Annotated in this window: 11 protein-coding genes; 1 reads left to right on the top strand and 10 read right to left on the bottom strand. The window is 67.4% G+C overall.

Annotated features, from left to right (window positions below; translation table 11 throughout):
- Window positions 1-42: 42 nt before the first annotated feature.
- The 8 genes from IEY61_RS00955 to IEY61_RS00920 form a co-directional block, all read right to left on the bottom strand.
- On the bottom strand, window positions 43-720 hold the full coding sequence (locus tag IEY61_RS00955; protein WP_189040284.1) for a DUF4956 domain-containing protein: 678 nt from the start codon (window positions 718-720) through the stop codon (window positions 43-45).
- Window positions 721-723: 3 nt separating this feature from the next.
- Complete coding sequence (locus tag IEY61_RS00950) at window positions 724-1,581, bottom strand: polyphosphate polymerase domain-containing protein (RefSeq protein ID WP_229705594.1); 858 nt, start codon at window positions 1,579-1,581, stop codon at window positions 724-726.
- A 330-nt stretch (window positions 1,582-1,911) separates the two neighbouring features.
- Window positions 1,912-6,726 (bottom strand): family 43 glycosylhydrolase, encoded by a 4,815-nt coding sequence (locus tag IEY61_RS00945; protein WP_189040282.1) that lies wholly within the window; start codon window positions 6,724-6,726, stop codon window positions 1,912-1,914.
- Window positions 6,727-6,883: 157 nt separating this feature from the next.
- Window positions 6,884-7,576, bottom strand: coding sequence for a cation efflux transmembrane domain-containing protein (locus tag IEY61_RS00940; protein WP_189040281.1), 693 nt, complete (start codon window positions 7,574-7,576; stop codon window positions 6,884-6,886).
- Window positions 7,577-7,605: 29 nt separating this feature from the next.
- A complete protein-coding gene (locus tag IEY61_RS00935; RefSeq protein ID WP_229705593.1) occupies window positions 7,606-8,463 on the bottom strand; it encodes an ISAs1 family transposase in 858 nt (285 codons plus the stop codon).
- The gene (ltrA, locus tag IEY61_RS00930) at window positions 8,456-9,979 is read right to left on the bottom strand and encodes a group II intron reverse transcriptase/maturase (RefSeq protein ID WP_229705592.1); all 1,524 of its coding nucleotides are present in this window, start codon (window positions 9,977-9,979) and stop codon (window positions 8,456-8,458) included. The genes IEY61_RS00935 and ltrA overlap by 8 nt, the downstream gene beginning before the upstream one ends.
- A gap of 649 nt (window positions 9,980-10,628) precedes the next feature.
- Window positions 10,629-11,123, bottom strand: coding sequence for a transposase family protein (locus tag IEY61_RS00925; protein WP_268240611.1), 495 nt, complete (start codon window positions 11,121-11,123; stop codon window positions 10,629-10,631).
- Between the two features lie 115 nt (window positions 11,124-11,238).
- Complete coding sequence (locus IEY61_RS00920) at window positions 11,239-11,946, bottom strand: hypothetical protein (RefSeq protein WP_308424540.1); 708 nt, start codon at window positions 11,944-11,946, stop codon at window positions 11,239-11,241.
- Window positions 11,947-12,240: 294 nt separating this feature from the next.
- Here IEY61_RS00920 and IEY61_RS00915 point away from each other — a divergent pair, with 294 nt between their 5' ends.
- Window positions 12,241-13,560, top strand: a complete 1,320-nt coding sequence (locus tag IEY61_RS00915; protein ID WP_189040280.1) for an ISAs1 family transposase — start codon at window positions 12,241-12,243, stop codon at window positions 13,558-13,560.
- Between the two features lie 1,022 nt (window positions 13,561-14,582).
- Here the strand turns inward: IEY61_RS00915 and IEY61_RS00910 are convergent.
- Window positions 14,583-15,308 carry a hypothetical protein gene (locus tag IEY61_RS00910; protein ID WP_189040279.1) on the bottom strand — a complete coding sequence of 242 codons (726 nt, stop codon included), beginning with the start codon at window positions 15,306-15,308 and terminating at the stop codon, window positions 14,583-14,585.
- Window positions 15,289-21,420 (bottom strand): RHS repeat domain-containing protein, encoded by a 6,132-nt coding sequence (locus IEY61_RS00905; RefSeq protein ID WP_308424539.1) that lies wholly within the window; start codon window positions 21,418-21,420, stop codon window positions 15,289-15,291. The genes IEY61_RS00910 and IEY61_RS00905 overlap by 20 nt, the downstream gene beginning before the upstream one ends.
- Window positions 21,421-21,657 lie beyond the last annotated feature (237 nt).

Genomic DNA, 21,657 nt, shown 5'->3' with positions numbered 1-21,657 from the left:
GTGGCCTGGGGGGCGGCAAGGTGGACGTGGGTGACGGTGCCATCACAGGTCCGTCTGGTCGTAGCCGGTCAGCACGGTCACCCGCTGGCCGCCGGTGCGCTCGCCGAGCGCCGTGATCAGATCGCCAGGTCCGTGGCCCTTCTTGAGCCGGACGGTGTACATCATCTCGGTCAGCGCGCCGCCACGGATCGTCTCCATGCTCACGAGCTCGAACTCACTGGTGTGCGCGATGAGCACGTCCTGGATGTGTGCGGTGTACTCGCCGTCCGGCGGAACCTGGACCTTGACGACCTGCCGCTGGATGCTGGAGGCGAACCAGTTGAACCGGTACATCACCAGGATGATGAGGCTGATCGCCACGGCGGCGGTGATCGCGAGGGTGTAGAACCTGGTGCCGGCGGCCATACCGACGCCCATCACCAGGAAGATGAAGCCGACGTCGCGGGTTTCCTTGATGGCATTACGGAACCGCACCACCGACAACGCCCCGACGAGGGCGAAGGCGCGGGCGATGTTCGACCCGACCACCAGCATGATCAACGCGATGAGCATGCCGAGAATGACGAGGGTCTGCACGTAGGACTGGCTGTACGAAATGTTGCGATGGGTGAACCGGTAGACCCAGCCGATCATCGCGCTGAGCACGAACGACAGCGACAGCGCGATCGCGATGTCAGCAACGCTGAACGTACCGGACAGATCCTGAACGTCGAACGGCATGGGTCAGGCCTCACTTAGGGCAGTAGCCGGCACGGCAGCGCCGGCGGGCTCGTCATCGGAAACATGAAAAATCGATCGGGGTACGCGGCCGAACGCCTCGACGCCCTGGCAGTACTTCGAAATCCGCACCACCGACATGCTCAACCCGGCCGCGAGGTCGGTGAGCCAGTACGGGACCCGCTCGTTGGCCTTCATCTCCACCACCGCCAGCCGGGCCGGAACGATGAGCCGGTTCTCGGCATCAGCGCCGAGATGAAAGTCGCGGTCGCGGCCCCGGACCCGGCGATCGACGGTGACGCGCAGACCGGCCTCGGCGCCCCGACCGACGAACGCCTCACGCTGATACCCAGTCATCGCCACCGGCCGCAGGTCCAGCCGACAAAGCAGGTCCAACACCTCTTCGAGGAACGCTCGCTGGGTGGGTTCGTGCTCGACCATCACCCGGCGGTCCAACAGATCCCGCGCCAGGTGGTAGGGCAACGCGACCCGGCGCTTCTGGGTGACCCGGTTGACCCGCTGCTTGATCTCTACGAACACCGTGCTGTGGTCGTTGACGGTCAACCGGTCGCCGTAGTGCCGCACCCGCAACTTGCGCCGGAACCTCAAACCCTCGATCTTCTCCCAGTAAAAACGAAGATCACGGGTGTCGTAGTAGACGCTCCAGACGCCGTAGCCGCCGCCGACCCCATGACTGTCGACGTCGAGCCGGCTGGCGAGTTCCTTGCGCAGCGCGGGGACGGCGCTGCTCGGCATCAAATACTTGATCTCGTAGCGGTTGAAGGCGTGCAGCTTGCTCGGTGCCCGCAGCGCATGACCGGCCTGGTCATCGCTACGCCCCGGAGCCGGCCTGGCTGACGGCACGGCTCCCTCGGAACCTGGCGGTTCGCTGTCGCCGGGGCGAATCAGCGCCACGGCACGTCGTCGGAAAGGCAATCGCATCCTCGTAGCCCATCTGATCACGGTAGGGACCAAGGGGACGTAACCAGATGAACCTCAAGACGACCTTTGAACCACGTGAGAACCAGGTGGGACTCCCTGACGAACCACCAGCCCACTGCGTGCGGCACGCCGCTCAGGTGGACAACCCGCTTGGTCTGAGCGCCGATCTTGCACTTTTCGTCGACTGAACGTCAGATGTGCGTTTTGCAGTGACCAAAAGTGCAAGATCGGCGGGGCGAGGGTGGGGATGGGTTAGGGGCGGGTTATTTTTTTGGTCTTGGTGGAGGTGGCTACGCCGGGTTTGGCGTTGGGGCGGAGCGCCACTACCCGGACGCTGAGGTGGTGCCCGACATCCGCGTTCTTCGGCACGTACGTCCGGCCCGTGGTACCAGCGATCACCTTGCCGTCCCGCAGCCACTGGTATGCGAAGCGGAGGCCCTTCTGGTCCCAGCTTCCCGGGTTGGCGGTGAGCTTCATGCCGACCTTGGGACTGCCCTTGATCGTGGGCGGCTTCTTCGCCACCGGGGCCGGGCCCACCACGGCCGTCACCAGGAGGATGCCGGTGGTCATGTTGCCCGCGACGTCGACCGCCCGGTACTGGACGAGGTGCCAGTTGTTGTCGAAGCGAACCGGAGCCCGGTAGCGCTGCCAGGCTCCGAACCCGCTGCGGTACTCGACGCGGGCCACCCCCGAGTGTGCGTCGGTGGCAGTGATCGTCATCATCCGCTTGGCCAGTTTGGCCCGTACGCTCGGCGCCACCCGGTCCACCTGCACCGACGTCGACCAGATCTCGCTCCACCACAGGTTGGTGCCCTGGGCCCGGTAGTCGATCCGGTAGCGGCCGTGCGGCAGCGACACCGGCTCCCGGTACGGGAACCAGCCCTTACCGTCGATCTGGTATTCCATCAGCCGGACACCATCGCCTGCCGACATGGTCAGGGTGGCCCCGGCGCCGTACCATCCGTCGCTGCCCGCCGCGGAGATGGACACCTTCGGGCGCCCGCCCTGGTAGCTCAGCGGCTCCACACTGGTCAGCGTGGGCACCACCCGGCGGATGGTGCCGTCCGCCTCGTGGTACATCCGGTCGATGGTGGTCTCCCGGTGCGTACCGTTGCCCCCTGGGATGGCGAACCGGTGGTACGCGATGTACCAGTCGTCGGTGCCGGGCACCTGGAGCACCGAGTGGTGGCCGGTGCCGAGAATGCCCTGGGTCGGGTCCTTGCTGAGGATCTCGCCCCTGGCCGTGAACGGGCCCAGCGGGCTCGCGCCCATGCCGTAGCCGACCCGGTAGTTCTCGCTGCCGGTGTCGTCGATCGACCAGGACAGGTAGTAGACCCCCTTGCGCTTGTGCAGGAACAGGCCCTCACGGAAGTCCGTCAGGCCGGTGAACCGCACCCGCTTGCTGACGTCGTACGAGATCATGTCGTCGTTGAGCGGGACGGCGTACGGCGTGCCGTTACCCCAGTACAGGTAGCTCTTGCCGTCGTCGTCGGTGAAGACCGCCGGGTCGATCTGCTGGGCGCCGTTGTAGTCGTCCTTGTTGACCAGCGGCTTGCCGAGCGGGTCGACGAACGGCCCGAGCGGCGAGTCGGCGACCGCGACGCCGATGTTCTGCTGAGCCGAGAAGTAGAAGTAGTACTTTCCGTTCTTCTCGATCGCCGCCGGCGCCCAGGCGTTGTGGTCAGCCCAGACGATGTCCGGACCGAGGTCCAGGATGGTGTCGTGTTCGGTCCAGTCCACCAGGTTCCGGCTCGACCAGACCTTGAACGAGGTGCTGCCCCAGCCGGGGAAGCCGTCGGTGGTGGCGTAGATGTAGTACGTGTCGCCGAATCGGACGATGTTCGGGTCGGCGTTGTGGCCGGGCAGCACCGGGGAACCCATCGAGACCGCGCGTACCGTCCACACCCGGCTCGCACCGGCCGCGTCCCGCACGGTGACCTGCACCGGCTGGCGGTAGTCCCGCACGCCGGTCGGGGTGACCGTCGAGGTCGGTGCCACCACGTACGTCGGCGCGAGCCGGCTCAGGTCGGTGCCGGGCCGTACCGGCAGGGTGACCGTGCCGGTGTTCGGGTCGATCATCGCGGGTGCCTTCAGGCTGTCCAGGTCCACCGCGACGATGGCGGTGCCGTTGCCGCCGAGCCCGGCCACCTCGGCGTCGCTGAGCGCCCGGTTGTAGATCGCGAAGTCGCGGACCTGGCCCTTGAGGTAACGGTCGGAGGTGTACTGGGAGCGGCCGAGGTAGTTGGCGGTGGTCCACCCACCCCCGATGTCACCGGGCCGGTTGACCACCCCGGTCCGTTCGGCGACCCGCACTCCGTCGAGGTAGAGCCGGGCGATCCCGGCGCGGTTGAGGGTGTACGTCAACGTCTTCCACACTGCTCGCGGCAGGGCGGAGCCGTTGGTGACGGTCTCCTCGGTGGTCCAGTTCCCCGTCGCCAGCGAGGTCCGGTAGTTGTTGCCGGTGGTGAAGAGGTAGCCGTTGCCGGCTCCATCGGAGGTGTTGCCCAGGCCCCAGATGAAGTACGGCGTGCCCTGGTCGCTGGCGATGTTGACCTGGACAGACACGGTGATCTCGCCCAGCCCGGCCATGATGTTGTCGGGCAGGTCGACGTGTCCGTCGGTGCCGCCGAGGTTCAGCGCCCCATCGCGCCAGCCGGCGTCACCGGAGAGGGTGCCGTGGTAGCCGTTGCCGGAGGCGTCGGTGACGGTGTCCCCGCTGCTCTGGTTGAGCGGGTAGCGCAGGACCAGACCGTCCTCGTTGGCCCGTACCGGCGGTGGGGCGTCGGTGAGGGCGTCGAGTTCGGCCTTCGTGACCGGGATGACCGTGCCGTGTCGTGGGCTGGCCGGCAGGCGGTAGCTGGCCGGCACCCGCCACGTCGGGTTCTCCAGGTCGTCGGTGCCGAGCGGGATATAGCCCCGGCCGCCGTACTCGTCGACGAAGAGGTAGTACTTCGACCCCGAGGTGTCGCCCGGGTTGGCCTTGAACACCGTCGGGCCTTCCACCGCGGAGGTGCCGGCGTTGCGGCCGATGCAGGCCGTGATCCGACTCCAGGCGGGCTGGCCGGGCAGGTCGACGGCGGTCAGCGAGCTCGCCTTCTCCTGGATGATGTCGGAGCAGCCGGTGCCGCCACCACCCTCGTCCTTGGTGAACCGGTAGTAGGTGTCGTCCTCCTTGATCACCGTGGAGTCGATCCGGGACTCGCCCCGGTCCTGCCAGACGGTGGCCGGCGCGAAGGTGACGAAGTCCCGGGTGGTGGCCGCGAGCATCCGGTTGTAGGTGTTGCCGGTGTGGTTCGGGTCGCTCTCGGCGTACAGCTTGGAGGCCCAGAAGACGAGGAACTCACCCCGCTCGTCGTCCCAGTACGCCTCGGGTGCCCAGGTGTTGCCGGCGGTCGGCGGGGAAACCTGCACGTGCCGCTGCTCGGACCAGTTGACCAGGTCGGTGGACTCCCACACCTCCAGGTAGCGGCTGCCGTGCCGCTGCGCGGCGTCCCAGTCCCCGTTGCGACCGATGGACAGGTCGGTGGCGATGAGGAAGAACCGGTCTCCCTCCGGGCTGCGGATCAGGAACGGGTCGCGCAGGCCCCGGGTGCCGAAGGTGGACTCCAGCGTGGGCCGACCACCGTTGAGTTCGGTCCACTGTAGTGCGTTGTTGCCTTGGCTGGCGGCGAAGTAGATCTTTTCGCCCTCGATCGAGTTGCCAGTGAAGTAGCTGAACGCGTACCCGGCGTACGGCGCGGGCGCGGGCAGTTCCCGGACGGTCAGCTCGATGGCCCGCTCGACCCGAGCCGCTCCGACGGCGACCGTGGCCGTGACGGTCACCGGCACGTCGCCGGTGCCGTGCGCCGGGCGGTTGACCACGCCGTCCGGCGCGACCACCGCCGGCCGGGCGGAACGCCAGGTGATGGTGGCCCCGTGCAGGCCGCTGGTGGGCATGGTGAGATTTCCGCGTACGTCGTCGGCGTGCACCAGCGACAGCGCGGCGGCGGCCGCGGCGGCCCGGCTCTGGTCCGACTCTTCGGGCAGCACGGTGGCGGTGAAGGTCTTCGTATCGGTGGCGGTGCCCCGGCTCAGCGTGGCGGTCAGGGTGACCGTCGCCGGCCCGTCAGCGGCGGTGGGGCGGGTCACCGCGCCGGCCGGGCTGATCGTCGTGGGACGGCTGGACGTCCAGGTGATCGCCGCACCGTAGCCACCCCGGCCGGGCAGGGTGAGCCCACTGGTCACCGCAGAGAGGTCGCCCAGGTCCAGGGCGGCGGCATCGCGGGCGACCCGGGTGGTGTCCGGCAGCGCGATCGTCGCCACCTCGTCGGCAGCCAACGCCCGGTCGTAGATGCGGAAGTTGGCCACCTGGCCACGCAGGAGACGGTCGGTGGTGTAGGTGGAGCGGCCGAGGTAGTTGGTGGTGGTCGCACCGTTGCCGACGTCGCTGGGCAGCACGGTGACGTCGGTGTTCCGCGCGACCTGGACACCGTCCTCGTAGAGGGTGCCGGTGGTGCCGGTCTGGGTGTACGTGACGGACTTCCACACACCACGGGCCAGGTTGCCGCCCTTGGCGGTCACCCGTTCGCCCGACCAGTTGGTGGTGGTGATGGCCGCCCGGAAGGCGTCACCGCTGGCGAAGAGGTACCCGGTGCCGGAGTTCGAGGTCGCCGGGTTGCCCAACCCCCAGATGAAGTACGGGGTCTGCTGGTCGGGCTCGACGTACACGTCGACGGAGACAGTGATCGACGACAGGCCGTTCATGATGTTGTTCGGCAGGCGGACGTGGTCGTCGACGCCGTCGAGCCGGAGTCCATGCTGGTCGGTCCAGGTGCCGCCACCGATGAGCGTGCCGTGCCGGCCGTGGCCGGACGTGTCGGTCACCGTCGTGCCGGCGCTCTGGTCGAGGTCGTAGCGGAGCACCAGGCCCGCGGTGACGTCAGCGGCGGGGGCGGCTCGCGCCGGTGTGGCCGGCAGCAGCCCGGCGGTCAGCGCGATCGTCACCGCGGCGACGAGTTGGCTGGTCAGACGTCGTGGCGGGGCATCGGTGGTGAGGGGTTTCCGGGGGTGGAACAACGCAGGTCGCATGGACGGCCCTCGGATCAGCGGATGTGAGCGTTAACAAACACGAATTGTTGACGCAACAAGTTGCACCGTCAAGGGTTTGTCATCGATCTGGACGCCACCCTGATCACCGCCCCCAGCGACACGGGGCGGCCGGCGGGCGACATTTGATCGGCTGGTGTCACTGTGGGCGCGCGGAGTCAGACTCGGTCGGCTGATCGGTCGCATCGCCTACCCTCGGGCGGGGTGGCCCGATCATCACGGACCGGTCCCGGTCCTCGGTGACCCCTTCGATGCGACTGACCGGGGCGACGACGAGGTCGTGCATCCGCCAGTCGAAGGTCCGGGCGAAAGTCCCCAGGTCCTCAAGTCGTTGGACCAGGCGGTCGGTGCCGGGTGTGGGGACGACGAGCAGCTCACCGACGAACACGTGGCCCTCCTCGCGCAGGCGTAGCCACGCGTCGGCGACCCAGTCATGGTCGAGGACGGCGGTCAGCAGATCGTCCCGCAGTGGGTGAGGACGGCTGCCGTCCACGATGCGGGGGCGATCGTCCATCAGGTTGGCCACCGCGCTGCGGGAGGTGCGCAGGCCGTCGCGGACGATGTCGGCGCCGATGACCAGCGCAGCGACGGCGTCGGCCCACCACAGCCCGGCGCCGATGCCGAGAATGCCGAGAATGCCGAGGATCGCCGCACCGGCGGTCAACCAGTCGGCACGGTTCATCTCCGCGTCCGCGTAGAGCACCTTGTCGTGCAGCTGCCGAGCGATGCGCTGCTTGGCGCGGCCGAGCAGAATCGCCGGCACCATCGTGACGGACAACGCGGCGATCATCACCCAACCCAGCCACACCTGGTGACCGAGGAGCTCGATCAACCCGATCGGTGGGCGTTCCCGGGTCAGGGCTATTGCGTTCTGGGGTAACTGCTGGTCACGGCGGTTATGAGGTCGTGTGAGCGGCGGTCGGCGCGTCGGTTGGCGCGGGCGATGTTGGGTTCGCCGTGGATGCGGTGCCAGCCGATGGCGGTGTTACGCAGGGTGGCCATGATGGCGGGTCCGGTGCCGGTGCGGGCCTGGTGAAGATCTTCACGGAATGTCACATCTCGTACGTTGTGGATCTGGTTTTCGATCAGCCATTCCGCTCTTGCCCATTTCTGCAGGTCAGCGGGTTGGGCGTCGGCGGCGGGTAGGGATGTGACCAGGTAGGCGGTCTCGCGGCTGGTCTTGCCGCCGGTGGTGCGGGTACGGGTGATCCGGACGGCTTGCTGAGCGTGCGGGAATGCGATCCCGCCCGGGGTGTGCAGGGTGACGGCTTTGACGGTGCGGGTCTCTGTGCGCCCGTGACCGCGCTCGCGGGTGCGGTCACCGACCGGGATCTGCGCCCAGGGAACAGCTTTGAGTTGGGCGAACAGGGTGGGCTGGTTGCCCTTGGCCTGCAGTAGCAGATGTGCTCCACGGCCGGTGATCTGCTCGGCGTGGCCGGTCTGGGTGTGCATGGCGTCGGCGACGAACAGGACATCGGTGAGACTGCCGAGCACGGCCTGCACGGCGTCGAGCAGTGGGGTGAAGGCGGGGATCTCGTTGCTCTTCGTGTCGACGGTGACCTGGGCCAAGACGATGCCGGTACTGGTGTCCAGCGCCGACAGCAGATGCGTCTGCCGGCCGTCGGGCAGGCGTGCGCCGTCGGGTAGCCCCGGCGCATTGCTGCGCCGGGGCCCCCTCAGAACCGGACGTGCGACTTTCACCGCATCCGGCTCAAGCAAGTCCCGTGGGTCGTCGCAGGGTGTAGGGCGCGGGGCCTGGTGCTGTGGGCGTGTCCGGTGGCAGTCGGCGTCGTCGTCGCTGTCGCCAGTAGTAGGTCAGTGCCGGGTTGTCCGGGGACGCGTCGGCGTTGACCATCTGGTGTCGGCGGATGGGCGTCCAGGACAAGCGGGTCAGGCAGGCGCCGGTGTCCCGGTCGCCGAAGAGCCATCGGTCTTGCCTGGCCGGGTGGAACCGCCCAAAGTAGCGGTTCACGATCCATCGGTAGGACTTCGTCTCGTGCCGGTGTCTGGCCCACTTGAGCATCGTCCAGACGAGCGTGGAATCGATGTCGTTGAAGACCTTCTTGGACACGACCGTGCGGTAGTACGCGGCCCAGCCACGCAGGATCGGGTTGAGTCTGCTGATCACGGCCAGCGCGTTTGCGCCGTGGAGACTGCGGACCTCGGACCGCAGTCGGGCGCGGAACCGTTTGACGGCCGCTTTCGATGGTGTGATCAGCAGTTTCCCGGGGTTGCGGTAGTGGCGGACGGTAAAGCCGAGGAAGTCGAACCCTTCGGACAGGTGCACGATGCGTGTCTTGTCCTCGTTGAACGTCAGTCCTCGTGGCGCCAGCCACTGAGCTAGGCGTTGCTGGACCTGTTCGGCCTGTTCCTGGGTGGAGCAGAGCGCGACCAGGTCGTCGGCGTATCTGACCACGACCGGGGTTCCGGGCACCGACCAGCCCCGATGTGACGGGGTGGTCTGCTGCCGGGCCCCGGCTGCTGTCTCGATCCCGTGCAGGGCGATGTTCATCAGCAGCGGGCTGATCACCCCGCCCTGAGGGGTGCCCTCCTCGGTCGGAGCGTATCGCCGGTTCTCGATCGCACCTGCTCTCAGCCACCGTGCGACGGGTTCCCTGGCGGGGAATCCGTGCAGGTGGCCCAGGAGCCGATGGTGATCGATCCGGTCGAACGCCGCTGTCAGGTCCGCGTCGAGGACCCATGCCCGCTTCGGGTTCTTGCCCTTGCAGACGGCGAAGATCGCCTCGATCGCGTCGTGACAGCCCCGGCCGGGCCGGAAGCCGTAGCTCCTCGACTCGAACCGGGCCTCCCATTCAGGTTCCAGCGCGTTGAGCACCACGGCTTGCGCCGCCCGGTCGGCGATCACGGGGATGCCGAGCGGACGCCGTTTGCCGTTGGCCTTCGGGATGTATATCCGGCGGACGGGCCGGGCCAACGGCCGACACCCGTGCTGCTGGACCCAGCGGGCGAGATCCACCCGCTCGGGACCGGCCAACGCGGTCCGGCCGTCGACCCCTGCCGTCGCACGCCCCTGGTTGACCTGCGTGACCCGGCGCGTGCTGAGCAACGCGTTCGCCCGGGACCGCAGCATCAGCCGTTGCAGGTTGCGCACCGTACGGTGCGCTCCTGCCTGCGACGCCGTGAAGATCCGCTGGCGCAGCCGCCGTACTTCCTCTTCGACCCTAGGCCAGTTCACCTGATCCCAGTCGTCGGGAAAGCCCTGCGGTCCGTTCACCGCTGAAACAGCGGCGTCCAACGTCCCCGCAGGCGCTGACGTCACATCCATCGTCATCCCCACAGACTCACCTGACCCGCGTGGGCTCCCTCTCGGGCCGAGCGTCACCGCAACGACATCGCGGCGCTGCCCGTATCCGGTCGGTTCGACACCACACGGCCAGGAGGCGGCCGCATCTTGTGATGCCCTTCCCGTCGCCTTTCGGCATACCGGCCTTCGCTTCTCGGGTCATCCTGTTCCCGGCCAGGGCTTCCGCCTTCCTCACGGTCGGCCTACCAGCCGCTGAGGCTGGACCCGGACGGGGTTTCCACGTTCCGCATGTATGAGACACGCACGGATTGGGCGCCCTCTGTACCCCGGGGACGATGGTGCTCACCCGACAACGCTCCGTTCCATCGTCGGCATCCGCCGCTTCTCAACGGCGAGTCCCTGATCTCGGCCCGGTCCCGCTTCCCTCCACCCGGACCTTCAAGATGACGAGGCATCAACCAAGGGTTCACTCACGTTCGCCCGCCCGTACTTCTCCTCACCCGTAGCCCCCGGGAGGAACGAGGACCCTTCGGCTTGAACTCTGGGCTCCGCACCCCGCAGTCACCCGCGACGCACGCCAGAGAGGAGACCGGCCACCGAGCACGAACCGGGGATCACGTCACCACAAGGGCACCTCCTCCACCGTGATCCACTCAACACATGCGACCTCGTGTCGCACACGCAGGGTTTTGCCGTCCACGGCGATCACCGTCTGGTAGCGGCGCGGCCGAGCGGTCACCGGTGGCGTCCGGGTGCGCAGCCAGCCGGCCAGAACCTTGCTGATCACAGTGGCGTCCAGGCGGATCAGCAGACGCCACACCGTGGTGCCGGCCGGCACGCCCCGGGTGAACCCGAGCCGCTGCTGGTCCGCCTCGTCCAGGTCGTACAGCCAGTCGGCGATCGCGGCGAACGACGTGGCGCCGGCCAGGACCGCGCAGACCGCGACGGTCAGCAACGCGGCCAGGGGATACCGCACTCCGTGCGGATTACGCGGGTCCGGGATAACGCTGACAGCGTCCAGGAGCCCACGACGTTCACCCTCGGTGATCGGCGGTGGTGGCGTCTCACCGCTGGGGGTTGTCACAGTCAGTACGGAGATCAGGGATGATGACATCTGCGGGTGGAGTCCTCGGTGTCGTGCAGTCCTAGAGAAACTCCATGATCACCTTGAGGGCTTCACCCGCTTCAACCGCCTCCCACACAAGCCAATCACCCAGCATCATCCCAGCTCACCGGCCTGCCGAGCGAGAACGCAACGGCCCTGCAGCGAAATCGCCGATCGCGTCGACCCGGTTGGGCATCTGGACCGGAGTGAACTCGACGTCCGGGACGGAGACACTGCCCCCGGCGAGGCCGGCGTGGGACACCTTGTCGAGCCAGAGCCCGGCGCGGGTGCCGTCGCCCGGGTCCGGGAACGTGTGGGTGAGCGTCCAGCGCTCCACGTTTCGATAGCCGGTGCCACTGCGCACCTGGGTGGTGATGGTGGAGAGTCGCTTGGTGGACCAGAACGTGGGGTAGAACTTGTCCGGACACGACGTCGCCGAGCAGGCCATGTCCCACGGGGTGTCCGGCCAGTGCGCCTCGTCACGGGTGGCGCAGTCAGTCAGGCATCGATCGGCGACGCCGAGACTGACCCGCATCGGCGCGTTCGTGTTCAGTACCGAGTCGACCCCGTTGATCTGACGGGTTCCGTAGTCGATTCGGTCCAGCCAGCCGCCACGGTGATAGGTGGCGTCATCGGCAGGGTCCAGGTTACGGCCGTACTTGTTCGTCTCCCGCTCGTACCAGTAGGAGGCAGAGTTGCCAGAAGGGTCAACGACGTAGTCGAGATTCCACCGCCATGCCTGCATGCAATCCGAGTTGCCGAACGCCGCAGCATGACAGGGCTCGCCGGGTTCGTTGCCGAACACCGGCACCGTCCACGTGGAGTTGGTCACCGGCTTGCCGGAGGTCCAACCAGGCAAGCGGTTCCGGCCGAACCAGTACTGCACGCCATCACCGGTCGTGACGACCCAGTGTTCACCGTCGTTGTCACCGTTGGTCGCACCGGTCCTGCGTTCGATGCGCGAGCCGTCATCGCCCCGGAGGTGCCACCAGGGCCCCGGCGTTGTTGCCGTATGAGGTGTTTTGTCCGTGTTGGGGGTCGGGTAGAGGTAGGAGTTGTGGGACGAGCGCGACTCTGGTGATCTTTCGGGTGCTGAAGCCTGAAGATCATCCTTGGAGTCGCGCTCGTGTTGTCATCTTCCCTGATCGAGGGTGTTGTTGACCATCTGGCTGATCTGGCGTTGTGGGAGGCCGAGCTCGCCGCCGGTCCGGACGTGGTGGACCCGTTGGTGGTGGCGTCGTCGCTGGTGGATCGGTTGCGGCAGGTGCCGGACCCGCGCCGGTTGCGGGGGTTGCGGCATCCGCTGGTCGTGATCCTGGTGTTGACCGCGTGCGCGACGTTGGTGGCGGGCATTGATGGTGTGACCGCGATCCGGCAGTGGGCGGCGCGGACTCCGCAGGAGGTGTTGCAGCGGCTCGGGGCGCGTCGTAATCCGTTGACCGGCCGGTGGCTGGTGCCCAGTGAGCGGACCTTCCGGCGGGTCCTGGAAGCCGTCGATGGTGACGCTCTGGACGCGGCGACCTGCGGCTATGCCGCTGATGTCGTGCGTGGGGGCGCCCCGCTCCCGCAGATTCCGACGGCCGAGGACGAGCCGGTCGAGCGGGAACAGCGCCGGGCCGCGACCCGGGCGTTGACACACCCGAGACCGGCGGGGCTACTGCCTGCGGTGGCGGTCGACGGGAAGCTGTTGCACGGTGCCCGTGCCGCGGACGGCGCGAAGGTGTTCCTGGTCGCCGCGGTCACCCACGAGCGGGCGGCGGTCCTGGGTCAGCGGCAGGTCCCGGACAAGCGTGGTGAGAACGCGGTGATTGGTGATCTGCTCGGCCCGTTGGACGTGGCCGGCATGCTGCTGACGTTGGACGCCCTGCACACGACCAAGAAGACCGCCCGGCTGATCACCGGGCCGTTGAGCGCCCACTACATGCTGTTCTTGAAGGGCAATCAACCGCTCGCGCTGCAGGCCGCACACGCCTTGTTGTCCGGGACCGACGTCGAGTTCGCCGACCGGACGCACGTGGCAGACGATCAGGGTCACGGGCGTACCGAGCACCGGACCCTGCGGGTGGCCGACTGCGACGACCGACTGTTCCCGGGCGCCCGGCAGGTGTTCCGGCTGCGCCGCGACACCGGTGGTCTCGACGGGGTGCGCACCCGGAAGGAGATCGTTCACGGGATCGTCAGCGTCCCCGCCGCCCAGGCCGGCCCCGAACACCTCAATGCCTATGCGAGGGGACACTGGTTCGTGGAGAATCGTCTGCATTGGACCCGCGATGTGACGTTCCACGAGGACGACTCCCAGCTACGCACCGGCAACGCGCCCCGCAACATGGCCGCCATGCGCAACCTGGTCCTGAACACCTTCCGCCTCGCCGGCCGCGCCAACATGGCCTACGCCCGCCGCGACATGCAAGACCGGGCCAACACCTTCGCCGCATACGGCATCTAGCAAACCATGATCAAACCGGACATAGAACAACAACGCCGGGCCCTGACCAGATCAGGGCGACAGGATGGCATCGCAAGCCAAAGGACGTCACCCAGTGGACCAAAGCTCCATGGCATCGGGAGCTGCGGCTCATCGCTAGACGACGGCAGGACAATCCACTCTATGCGATCCCGCTCAGGCCCACCATCAACCACCGAAACCACCTCATCTCTCGCCACGTTCACCACACCTCGCTACGCGATGCAGGCCATCGGGTCAACTTGGCAATAACTGGCAGGCGGAAGCACTCCCGCATCTTGCAGATACTTCTCAACCGCCCCCATCACTCCGTGCTCATAAATCATGACGCCCCACACTGCGACCTCTAGCAGGAAGACGCCCCTGGCTACCCCACCAGCCGGGAGTTCTTTGCGGCCTTCGGCGTGCGGACCACGAGCACGCGCCAGCCCGATTACCACGGCCCAGCCTTGTTCTTCTATGTCCGCTTTGATCATAGTTTGCTAGATGTTGTAGACGGCGAAAGTGTCGGCGCGGTCGTGTAGGTCACGGCGGGCGTGGGCGATGTTGACAGGTCCGGCAAGGCGGAGCGTGTTCAGTCCAGTGTCCTTTTGCATAGTGGGTGAGGTGGTGCGGGCCGGCCTACTCATCGTGGTAGCGGTAGGAGGTGCCGAGACAGGCCAGACCCGGCGACGAGCTGGGAAATATCGACGCACGGTTACCAAACCACACCAGCCCGAACACCGCCTGTCGCCGTGTGGTCAACAGTCGAGTGCCCTTACAGGTCCCGAGCGGGCCCACCACCCGAGCAGCTTTGCGTCTCGTGGCTGCCGGATGGCGTGCGGCGCCAGTGAATTCTCACCGCTGCCCGGTGTCCGGCCGGTCGCGTAGCTCCACACAGTCCTGACCGGGACGAAGTCGCATTCTTCGCTTCATTCGCTTGGCCGACCTGTTGGCCCCGTTCAGCGGCGCCCGCTGGTCGACTCAACCAGCGGACGCCACGGAACCCATCACGGTTGTCTGCCTCACGACACGGCTGCGAGGCGCTGGGCTGCGGGAGCGGCCAGTTCCCGGGTGACCTGCACGGCCCGCTCGGCGGTGGCGGCCCGGACCTGGATCCGGGAGGCGATCTCACCCCGGGCCAGGAGCACGGTGCAGAGGTGGGTCGAGCCCTCGGGTCCCTTCTCGTTGATCACCTCGCAGAACATCAGCTGGTCGTCGAGCCCGCTCAGGCGGGAAAGCTCCCGCTCGCCGAGAACCCGATGCTGCCCTTCTCGATCTCGGTAGGTACCGCACCCAAGCCTGCTACGGATCTGGGCGACGGCGTCGGCCGCGGACTTGATGCCCCACACGGCGGCGAACTGTTGAATGCGCAGGCCGGACGCCTTCCACTCCCGGCGCTGCCCGAAGGCGCTTCCGTAGACGCCATTTCCCCTCTGGGTCCCGCAAACGCCGGATAGAACGTCGTCCATGTACGGCGATTGGAGTGACACCTCCGCAACGCCGTCGATATCCACGGCCGGCCCGATCAGCACCGTGCCGACCTGGTCTTCGAGCTCAGGGTCCAAATCGAAGAGGGGTTGCTCCCCGGTCACCGCTGGGTCGGTGCTGAACGGGTCGGCCGACGTGGTGGCCGGCCGCTCCCGGCCACCCGTCGGGGAGGTTCCGCCGCTCGGCCCGCAGGCCGCGGTGAGGACGAGCCCCACCACGGCCACCAGGGCGGTCAGTGACTTACCAGCGATGCGGCGCATCGATGATCGCCTTCGGATCGCTCACGGTCGCGCTCTTCGGTGAGCCGATGGTCCACGTCACTTCCTTCACAAGGGAGCCGGACGAGTTGAATCCCTTCGCAACGCCCAGCTCGGCGAAGCGGCCGTTCTCGGCGTCATCGATGTCGGTCGCCACGTCCTTCGCCCCCTTGTTGAAGTTCCACCGGTCCTCCGCGTGGACGGTGATCCGCATGGCCACCGTGTCACCGGTGACGGTCACCTCGGCGCTCGCCCAGATGTCGAAGGAGCCCACGATCTTCTGCCACTTCTCGGTGGTGGGCTGATGTCTGATGTTGCGGCTGACACCCGTCATATGGAACGAGTTGCTGCCCGACTTGCCCAACAGGGCTTCCGCTGCTCGCTGCGCGGCCGCGATCTCGTTGCCGATGTCCGTTCTGAGCGACATGTCCTCGCGGTAGGCGGGAGAGAAGGCGAAGACATACGGCTCGCCACTGCCGCTCATGTAGCGATCATACATGTACGGCATGTCCCCCCAGCCTGCGCACCGGCCGACGCCGGCCTGCTCCGAGGCGATACAGCCGTAGCGGGACGCCTGCCACTTGGACCAACTGGCCACGTCCTCCCGGCTCCACTTGGCCTTCGGGTCGTGCACGAAGTCATCGTCCGATGGGCCGTGATTGGTCGGATTCCGGGGCGAGCCGATGCAGAAGCGACCAGAGCAGATTTTCCGCTTCTTGATCTTGGTCTTCTTGCCACCCGGCTCGTGCACGATCTCGCCGTCCGGCGTGGGTGTGGTGTACATGCTGCAGTCGTCGTTGCCGCACACCTTCAACCCGCTGGGATCGCTGGCTGTGACCGGGTTGTTGTTGCTGTAGTTGTAGCCGTTCATTTGCTGCGGGTCGGCCAGGTCCAGGACTGGGTCGACGCTGACGAAACGACCGATGGCCGGGTCGTACTCCCGCGCCCCGAGGTGGGTCAGACCGGTGTTGTCCTTGGTGCCGCCGACGAAGCCCTTGTCGTTGGGCCACGCCGGCTGGGCGCCGCGCGGCGTCCCGTAGGGCGTCTCCCGCCGGATCGCCGCCTGCTGGGTCACCGCGTCGACCGTCACCCCGGCGGTGCCGTGGTGGTCACCCGTCAGCCAACTCAGGCCGGCTGCGGTCCGCGACGCGATGGTGGAGCCCACATGGGAGTAGTACCGCGTACAGGTGGTGGTCTCCGTGCTGGAGTTGTAATGGATCTCCTGCCCCGGCAGGTAGAGCGTCTTGCCGGTCGGTTCCCGGCGGATCAGCCGATTGCCGTCGGCGTCGTACACGAAGCTGGTCTGCCCTGTCGAATCGCTCGCGGTATCCAGCCGTCCCTCGAAGTCCCAGGTGAGCGTCTGAACACCGCCCGAGCCGCTGGGGCGGGTCAGGGTGTTGCCGGTCTCGTCGTAGGTGTAGTTGCCCACCTGACCGCCCGTGGTGGAGGTCAGGCTGTGCGCTTTCGGCGAGCCATCGGGCGGGTAGTTGTAAGTGGTCGTGGTGTCCCCGGTAGAGGTGTGCACGACCTCCGTACGGCGGTTGCCCACGCTGTCAAAAGTCCACGATCGCCAGTACGGCGCGGGGCCGCCCAGCCCGCCGACCGACCGGGCCACTGCGCAATCGCCCGAGGACGGCGTCCATGCCTCGACGAGGCGGCGCATCTGGTCGTAGGTGAAGCACTGGGTGTCGTCGACCGGGTTGGGCACGACGTCGCTGATCTTGGTGATGTTGCCGGTGTTGTCATAGCTGTACCGGAAGTCGGCGAGGATGTTCGGCGTCGCCGAGTCCCGATCGGTCCGGATGCCGGTGAGCCGCCCCGTCTCCAACTCCCGGGTAAAGCTCTGGTAGATCCGTCCACCGCTACCGGTGTGCAACTCCACCTGGTCGATCTGACCCAAGGCGTTGTAGTCGGTGTCCGCCACGTACGAGGAGTTGAGGCTCCCGTACAGCGTCCGGAGCCCGCTCGGCAGACCGAAACTGTTGTAGTCGAAGAGCAGGGTCTCCGCTGGCAGGTCACCGTTCGTGGACGGCATGCTCTGCGAGGCCACCGAGTTGTCGACGTTGTAGGTGGTGCCGAAGTTGTACGTGCCGGCAAGGCCGGTTTCCGAGGCAGGAATGACGATCTGCTGGCCCGTCGGCTGGTAGGCGTCGCTGTATCCGGTGATCTTCACCTGGTATGGCGCCGCGCCGACGAACCGGGTGGACTGGGTCAGCTGTCCCTTCGCCACGGTGTCGTACACCCACTGGGCGCGCATGGTGCCGCCGACCCGGTTCTCGTAGACCGCCCGCTTCCGGTTGAGGGAGTCGTACAGGTAAGCCAGCTTCTTGCCTCGATCATCGGTCAGGGTGGCGACCCGGCCGCCGTTGTCGTACGTCGAGGTCGCCTTGCCCTTGTCCGGGTCTATCACCTCGACCTGCCGGCCCCGGATGTCAAAGGTGTAGGTCCACTTGTTGCCGCGGGCGTCGGTGACGGCGGTCTTCTGCCCCTTCCGGTTGAAGGTGTACTTCGTGGTGTCCCAACTGCCTGCCGTACCCGGCGTCGGTGTGACTCCGTGGTAGTACCGCAGCTCCACCAACTGCCCACGGGCGTCAGTAATGCTGGAGGTGGCGGTGCCGCCGGCGGCCGGAGTGAAATCGGTGCGGTCACCCGCGTAGTAGGTGGAAGTACGCCAGCGCTCGGCGTCGTAGGGCTGAAAGACCTCCGCTGTGGCCCGACCCGCGCCGTCGTACACCGTCCGGGTCTGGTTTGGCACGAATGCCCGCTCGGTGGTGGTGACCAGCGTGCTACCGGCCGTACCGGACGCGTGGTAGGAGCCGAAGCTCTTCGACTTGCGGCCGGCGGAGTCGTAAAACGTTTCGGTGAGGAGGCGCCCGCCTGAGATCGACGGTGCCTGCGTCTGCCGCTCCCGCATCATGCCGTCGTAGAGGGCGTACGAGGTGGAGTACGTCCCGGACGGGGTGAGCTTCGACGCCGCAACCACTGTGGCCGCGTTGTTGCGGACGGCGTAGCTGAAGGTCGAGTTGGCGCTCTGGTTGGCCTTGTCACGACCGGGCAGCCAGACTGAGGTCAGCCGGCCGAGCCCGTCATAGGCCAGGTCGGTCCGCTTGCCGTTCGGGTCCACCACCGAGGTCTCGATGCCGTACGCCGGCGAGAGAGTCGCCGTGGTCACGTGCTGGGCGGCGTTGGTGACCGTCGTGGCGGTCACCGGGCCGCCGGTGGCGGGCGTGTATGCCGTCTTGGTCTCGTAGTTGTTCGCGTCCCAGGTCGAGGTGACGCGACCGTGGCTGTCGTAGGCCGCACGGGAGACGGTGGTGAAGGTCGGAGCACCGGCATTCCACGCCGACATCTCTTCGGTCCGGGTGACCATTCCACGCGTCGGCGCAACCCCGAAGGCGTTGCCGTCGTACGAAGTCCGTACCTCCTGGATCACGTCGTTCTCCGTCAACGAGGTCGGCGCAGCGGTGTCCGCGCACTTCACCGCGTACGTCTGGACCCGGTGCGCGCGGTCCATGATCCAGGCGGTCGTGTTACGCGGGGCGTAGTCGGTCTTGATGCATCGCTCGTCACCCTCGACGCCATCCTGGCCGAGATCGTCGACGGCGACCGCCATGCCATAGCTGTCGAAGGTGGTGGCCGTCTTGGTGACCCGCTCGCCACGGCCGGCGTCCAGCGCGGTGTGCCTGGTGGTCGTGCCGATCCCGATGAACCTCGCGGTAACGGTGTCCCCGTTGATCGTCCGGGTCGCCGTGGCGGCCGATGCCCAGGGAACATTGCGCTCTCGTGAGACCACAGGACCGGCCGGGCCGTTGTAGATCGTGCTCTCCCTGGTCATCCCGGCGTACCAGTCCTGGTCGGCGATCCCGTCGATCGTCACCGACCTGGTGCCGCCCGTCGGGGTGGCCCGGTCCCCGTTCATCCCGCGGAAGTACCGGGTCTCCGTGTACGTCTGCTCCCCCGGATCACCGACCGTAACTCCGACCCGCCCGTAGCCCCGATAGTCCGACCACGTCTTGCGCTTCTTGTCGATGATCCCGTCGTCGTCGTTGTAGTGCCACGCCGCACCGTCGAAGTAACTGTACGAATAGACCACCCGGGGGTTGCCCTGCGGCGGCACCCCACCAGTGTTGTCGTTCTCGTAGATGGTCGTGACCACGTACTTGTGGAACCAGTCCGTCACCGGGTCCTGGTAGCCCTCCGGGGTCCAGATCACCGGATAGCAACGCCGGGTGTTCGTGTGCGGGGTGGGCATGGGCTGCCCCGCCTTGCAGTCCTGGGCAGAGTAGTTGACGCTGGTCGTACCACCGGCCTCGTTGCGGATCTTCGCAATCCGCATCCAGTTCATCGCCGCAGCGAAGTCGATGGTGTCGACCCGATTGGACATCTGGACGGGGGTGAACTCGACGTCCGGGAGGCTGACGCTGCCACCGACCAGGCCGACGTGGGAAATCCTCGACAGCCAGAGACCGGCCCGGGTGCCGTCACCGGGATCGGGAAAACTGTGGGTGAAGGTCCACCTCTCGACATCACTGTACGCCGAGCCGCTGCGGACCTGGGTTGTCACGGAGGCCAGCCGCTTCGTGGTCCAGAACGTCGGCGCGAAGTTGTCGGTGCAGGACGCACCGGTGCACTCGGAGTCCCACGGGGTGTCGGGCCAGTGGGCCTCGTCGTGCGTGGTGCAGCCGCTCAGGCAGCGGTCGGCCTCGGTCAGCTCGACCCGGAAGGGAGCCGGGGTGGCAAACACCGAGTCGACGCCGCTCGTCTGCCGCGTACCGTAGTCGATACGGTCCAGCCAGCCTCCGCGGTCGTAGGTGGTGGCGTTCGCCGGATTGAGGTTGCGGGCGTATTTGTTGGTCTCCTTGCCGTACCAGTAGGAGACGGAGTTGCCATTGAGGTCCAGGACGTAGTCGAGGTTCCACCGCCAGGCCTGCGTGCAGTAGGACGCAGCGAAGGTGGTGGCATGGCAGGGCTCCCCGGGCTCGTTGCCGAAGACCGGCACCGTCCAGGTCGAGTTCGTCTGCGGGTTCCCCGAGGCCCAGCCAGGGAGTCGGTTCAGTCCGAACCAGTACTGCATGCCGGCGGTGGTGGTGAGGACCCAGTATTCGCCGTTGTTGTCCCCGTTGCTCGCACCGGTTCGGCGTTCGATCCGCGAGCCGTCGTCGTTGCGCAGGTGCCACCGGCCCTCGGTGGAGTTGTATATCAGCTCACCGGCGTGGCCGGAGAGGGACAGTGTCGCATTGTCCGTCTCCCAGCAGAGGTCGGTGGCCTTCTCGGTGTTGTTCGCCGAGCCCTCCATGTCGTCCGAGCAGTTCCGGTAGGTGCGCTCGATGTAGCCTCCGGGCCACCCCTCGAAGCCCTCACCGATCCAAGAGGGTTGGTTGTTCGACGCGGCGTGCTGGCCGTCGACCGACTGGGACGAGTAACTGAGCGCTACCTGCGGCTCGGGACCACCGGAACCGGGCGGCACCCGCATCGGGTACGACCAGGTGAAGGCGCCCGCGTTGCCGCCGGCATTCCAGGTCGCAGAAGGCTGCAGCGGGGTGGCCTTGTAGTCACCGGCCGGGCCGGAAGTGGTCGCCTCCAGCGCCATCAGGGTCTGCGCCCCGCCGACGACGACGCTCGCGGTCACTGTGCGGGAGCGCGGGTCGTTGTGGGACTTCAGGCGGGTACGGCGGCACTCTTTGCGCTCCGGTGTGTGTAGGGCGCACTCGGGCAGCGAGACGAGGCGGAGCCGGCTGGCCCAGTCGGCTCCGTACGCGGTGGCGAAGGACCCGTAGTCGACGGACACGTCCGCCTGCCCGGGCGCGGCGGCGCCGTCCGCGGGGCTGACTCGCATCAGCAGGCCACGTACGCCGGCGCGCGTGGTGGTGGCGCGGTCGAACACCTCGACGCGTACCCGACTCGCGGCTGCCCCGGCGTTGCGTGTGGTCGCGGCCGACCGGTTGATCCGTATCGGCAGGGTGCCGGCGCGAATGGGGCCGGCACCGAGCTGGCCGGCGGTCAGGTCGACCTCCGCCGCGCTGGCCGCCGGCCAGGCCGGGGCCGGCTTCGCAGACGCCTGCGGCAGGTGCTTCGCCGCCGGCACCTGGGTCGGCTGGACCGCCTTGACTGGCACCGTGGGCGCCGGCTTGGGAGACGATCGCTGGTAGCCGGCGGGCGTGGCCCGCGCCGGGCCAGCCTGCAGGAGTCCGGCCACAAGGGTGGCGGCAACGGCCGCTGCGAGCGGGGCGCGGCGCCAGCCCTTACCCCTACACGATGGGAGGATTACCGAAAGTGATTGCCGGGAAGGTGCGGAAGTCTTCATGGGCTCCGAGATTCTCGTGGCTCAGCGGAAGGCGACAGGCCGAGAGGG

It is taken from the genome of Micromonospora sonchi (assembly GCF_014646235.1).
Lineage (GTDB): Bacteria > Actinomycetota > Actinomycetes > Mycobacteriales > Micromonosporaceae > Micromonospora > Micromonospora sonchi.
The sequence above is the reverse complement of the archived record's forward strand: the minus strand, read 5'-3'. Positions and strand labels throughout refer to the sequence as shown.

Excerpts from the sequence above, each read along its gene's own strand:
- IEY61_RS00945 (WP_189040282.1), bottom strand. The coding sequence starts at position 6,726 with ATGCGACCTGCGTTGTTCCACCCCCGGAAACCCCTCACCACCGATGCC.
- IEY61_RS00925 (WP_268240611.1), bottom strand. The coding sequence starts at position 11,123 with ATGTCATCATCCCTGATCTCCGTACTGACTGTGACAACCCCCAGCGGT.
- IEY61_RS00955 (WP_189040284.1), bottom strand. The coding sequence starts at position 720 with ATGCCGTTCGACGTTCAGGATCTGTCCGGTACGTTCAGCGTTGCTGAC.
- IEY61_RS00910 (WP_189040279.1), bottom strand. The coding sequence starts at position 15,308 with ATGCGCCGCATCGCTGGTAAGTCACTGACCGCCCTGGTGGCCGTGGTG.